Annotated in this window: 1 protein-coding gene; it reads left to right on the forward strand. The window is 35.7% G+C overall.

What is annotated here, in order from left to right:
• On the forward strand, window positions 1-255 hold a 255-nt coding region (locus HHH54_RS11095), incomplete at both ends, for a transposase family protein (protein WP_198618830.1).

A 255-nucleotide genomic window follows, 5' to 3' on the forward strand; every position in this document is an offset into this window, starting at 1 on the left:
TATTAAAGCAGGTAAAAAGCAATCTAGGATTACACTCCCTCACATATCTGAGTTACCTGCTTATCTCATACTTAAAAAACAACGTTTTTATTGTAAAGCTTGTAATACGTACTTTACAGCTCAGTCTTCTGTCGTTGATAAGTTTTGTTTTATCTCTAAAAATACTAAAATGGCTGTTCTCAATAAGGCAACGGATATACGCTCTGAAGCTTCTATAGCGCAGGATTGTTCTGTATCACCTACAACTGTAGCACG

The sequence above is a fragment of the Staphylococcus canis genome (assembly GCF_016238445.1).
Taxonomy (GTDB): domain Bacteria; phylum Bacillota; class Bacilli; order Staphylococcales; family Staphylococcaceae; genus Staphylococcus; species Staphylococcus canis.